We start from the raw sequence: 3,014 nt of genomic DNA, 5'->3' as shown, positions 1-3,014 counted from the left end.
AAGAGCAAAACGCCGATGCAGACGATGAAGGACTGGCACCAGTCCCATCCGCAGCTGTTTAACAAGAGACCATATGATCGTCCGGGATGCGACACACCTAAAGTCCTTGAGGATGGTAGGCGAATTTTTCCAAATCACGGATTTCGTGGGTGTGGAGACGGTGTGGAGCATGAAGCTCACGTTCAGAATGGTAATGTTCGATTGGGAGTAGTCACCGTCTCTGAGCCAGATATTGTGTCCCTGATCGAGGTCTATCTCCACACAGTGTATAAGAAGCACCGAGGCAGGCTGCCTGCATTCAACCATCAAATCGGCTAGAAGCCTAACCTAGCAGTCAAGCCGATTCGCCTTCGGCGGGCGGCTTACTTTCGTTCGTTAATCGTCGCGAGCGCAGTGCCATGCAAATGTCGAAGTCAAGTAATGCTGTGCTGCGCGTGCAGCGTTTGCGGAATACTATGGTTTCGGTAACGCAGTGCGTCGCCAAGCTGCCGAGCAGGTTCAGACGCTTTTTACATCTCTGAAAGGAATCATTTATGAATTTGATGAGCAAAATTCTGATGGCTACCGCGTCGATCGCGGTGCTAAGCGCGTGCGGCGGCGGCAGCAGCGACACCGCACAGGCCATCGGCACCTCCGATCCTCAGTTGCGCTTTGCTAATGTGTCGCCCTTCGCACCGGCGCTGACCCTGGCGCGAAACGGCGGCAACCGCACAGAGGCGACCAACGTCAGCAATATCTTCCTCTCGGATTACTTCACGGTGGATACCGGCAGCGCCGACTACCGTGTCAGCGGCCAAGTCAACACAGGCAACCCTCCCAACCCCGAGTTCGCGTTCTCGCAGACCATCAACTTCGATGCCAAGCGCGGCCACAAGTACACAATCCTGACGCTGGCCGATGATTCAGTGCCGTTGCCGAGCTCGGGCAGCACGGCGCGCCAGAACACCCTGGTGCTGGTCGACGACCCGACCAACCCGAGTCTGGTCGACGACCAGTCCTACGTGCGTGCAGTCAACGGCTCGTTCAGCGCGAAAAACATCGACCTCTACTTGATCGGCCTGACCGAGACCATCGACGCGCGGACGCCCGACCTGCCTTCCATCGCGTTCAAGCAGTCCAGTCCAGCCAGCGGTTTGGACGCCATCGGGCGCCGGGGCGGCGACTACCAAGTGGTGGCCACGACCGCCGGCACCAAAAACATTCTGTACCGCGGTCGTTTCACGATTCCCGACAAGCGCGACGTGCTCTTCGTGACCTTCCCTTACATCGCGTTCTTGCCCACCGAAAACCCCAGCGGCAGCGGCATTGCTATCGCGGCAAAGCTTCAAGGCGATGGCGGCCGCGGTGGCCGGATTCCGTCGTTGTGATCGTGTACTCCGGCATCTGCGCCTAACTCAGCATTGCAGCCGACCGCCTACGGCGGCGTCTGAATTTGATCGTTAGAGCCCGCATGTGAAGCCCGACGTTCAACCAAAAAAGATCGTGGTTCTATCTGGCTCTGGTTTAAGTGCAGAGAGCGGCTTACCCACGTTCCGAGATTCAAATGGCCTATGGAACGAATACTCCTGGCATGAGGTTGCCAGCCCCGAGGGCTGGGAGACCCGCCCTGATGCTGTTCTTGCCTTCTACAACGAACGCCGGCTAAAGGCATGGCATGCCTTGTCAAATTCAGCACACGCCGCAATTGCTTCGCTAGAAACGGCCTTTGATGTAGTTGTTATTACGCAGAACGTTGACGAGCTTCATGAGCGCGCCGGGTCTAGTAATGTGATCCACCTTCATGGGCAACTGGCGTATGCACGGAGCACATCGAACAACCCCAAGCGATATCGCATAGATGACGCTCCCATCTTGCTCGGCCAGCTCTGCGAGGATGGGACTCAACTCAGACCAGACATAGTTTGGTTTGGAGAAGAAACCCAGCATATGGAGGAGGCCCGGTTGCACATGGCCACTGCCGCGAAAGTTCTGGTGGTTGGCACATCCCTTACCGTGCACCCTGCTGCCTCCTTAGTTAAGGCCTCCCGTGGCAGAGCTGAGAAGGCACTTGTCTCGCTTGAAATGGAGAGAATTCCTTACGGGTTCAAGTTTCTGCGCGGCAACGCCACCAGCATCATTCCAAGCTTGGTAAAAGAGTGGCTCACGCGCAGTGGGGCTGGCTCTAACAATTCGTTCAAGGCGGATGCCTCCGGCGCTGCTTAACTCTAGCGTTAGCAGCTCAATAGTGATAACGAAGTTGTGCTATGAGTAAAAAATCACCATCTACCTTATAAACCATACGATGCTCATCATTGATGCGACGTGACCAATAGCCGGCTAGTGCGTGCTTCAGTCCTTCAGGTTTACCAGTCCCTTCAAACGGAGTGCGAGTTATTTCTTTAATTAATAAATTAATACGTTTAAGCATCTTTTTATCAATTTCTTGCCAGTGAAGATAGTCCTCCCAAGCTTGCTCTGCAAAGATTAACTTCATTCCACCAAAATCCGCTCTTTACCTTGACCACCCTCTAAACTAACAACGGCCTCAAGAAGTCGTTTCGCATTTTTTGGGATACGAAGCAAATAAGCAGTTTCTTCGAGCGCTTTGTAAGCGTCGAGCGACAGCATGACCACAGATTGTTGCCCGTTGCGGGTAATGATCATTGGCTCATGGTCGTTGCAGACCCGATTCATAGTGTGGGCTAGGTTCGCTCGGGCGGCAGTGTATGTAATGGCATCCATGATGGGCACTTCGTTGGTTGTACGTTATATTGTACATATATTTGCAAACTTTGGGGCTGCGGGATCTTGCTGGCTGGTGTCTTGTTCAGTTCTTCGACGAAGAACATTCATCCGAGGAGGATCGCATTCCTGATGCTGGGCTGGAGCGCCAGTTCAAAGTTGCTCATCGTTTGCCATTGCGTGCGTGAACATGGTGCCTTGACATCCTCACCGCCCTAAAGGACGGTGATTCCTGCTGCCAAACGGCGATGTCCCGCCGCGAGAATGTTCTTGGCTGCATTCGTGTCCCGGTC

At 54.3% G+C, this 3,014-nt stretch carries 5 protein-coding genes; 3 read left to right on the top strand and 2 right to left on the bottom strand.

Going from position 1 to position 3,014, the window contains the following annotated elements:
- From Q390_RS20220 to Q390_RS18895, 3 genes are all read left to right on the top strand, one after another.
- On the top strand, nucleotides 1-318 hold a 318-nt coding region (locus Q390_RS20220), incomplete at its 5' end, for a hypothetical protein (protein ID WP_156949956.1).
- Between the two features lie 215 nt (nucleotides 319-533).
- Nucleotides 534-1,367: a DUF4397 domain-containing protein gene (locus tag Q390_RS0116955; protein WP_027997123.1), complete on the top strand. Its 834-nt coding sequence runs from the start codon at nucleotides 534-536 to the stop codon at nucleotides 1,365-1,367.
- Between the two features lie 85 nt (nucleotides 1,368-1,452).
- Complete coding sequence (locus tag Q390_RS18895) at nucleotides 1,453-2,202, top strand: SIR2 family NAD-dependent protein deacylase (RefSeq protein ID WP_051603329.1); 750 nt, start codon at nucleotides 1,453-1,455, stop codon at nucleotides 2,200-2,202.
- A gap of 16 nt (nucleotides 2,203-2,218) precedes the next feature.
- Here Q390_RS18895 and Q390_RS0116945 read toward each other — a convergent pair whose 3' ends face one another.
- Both Q390_RS0116945 and Q390_RS0116940 read right to left on the bottom strand, forming a co-directional pair.
- A complete protein-coding gene (locus Q390_RS0116945; protein WP_027997122.1) occupies nucleotides 2,219-2,473 on the bottom strand; it encodes a Txe/YoeB family addiction module toxin in 255 nt (84 codons plus the stop codon).
- Nucleotides 2,470-2,721 carry a type II toxin-antitoxin system Phd/YefM family antitoxin gene (locus tag Q390_RS0116940; RefSeq protein WP_027997121.1) on the bottom strand — a complete coding sequence of 84 codons (252 nt, stop codon included), beginning with the start codon at nucleotides 2,719-2,721 and terminating at the stop codon, nucleotides 2,470-2,472. Before Q390_RS0116940 ends, Q390_RS0116945 begins: the two co-directional genes overlap by 4 nt.
- Between the last annotated feature and the right edge of the window lie 293 nt (nucleotides 2,722-3,014).

The organism is Simplicispira psychrophila DSM 11588 (assembly GCF_000688255.1).
In the GTDB taxonomy this organism is placed as follows: Bacteria; Pseudomonadota; Gammaproteobacteria; order Burkholderiales; family Burkholderiaceae_C; genus Simplicispira; species Simplicispira psychrophila.
This window is presented reverse-complemented; position numbering and strand designations above follow the sequence as displayed.

What these genes read in the sequence shown, in the direction of transcription:
- Q390_RS0116955 (WP_027997123.1), top strand. Translation starts at nt 534, where the DNA reads ATGAATTTGATGAGCAAAATTCTGATGGCTACCGCGTCGATCGCGGTG.
- Q390_RS0116945 (WP_027997122.1), bottom strand. Translation starts at nt 2,473, where the DNA reads ATGAAGTTAATCTTTGCAGAGCAAGCTTGGGAGGACTATCTTCACTGG.
- Q390_RS0116940 (WP_027997121.1), bottom strand. Translation starts at nt 2,721, where the DNA reads ATGGATGCCATTACATACACTGCCGCCCGAGCGAACCTAGCCCACACT.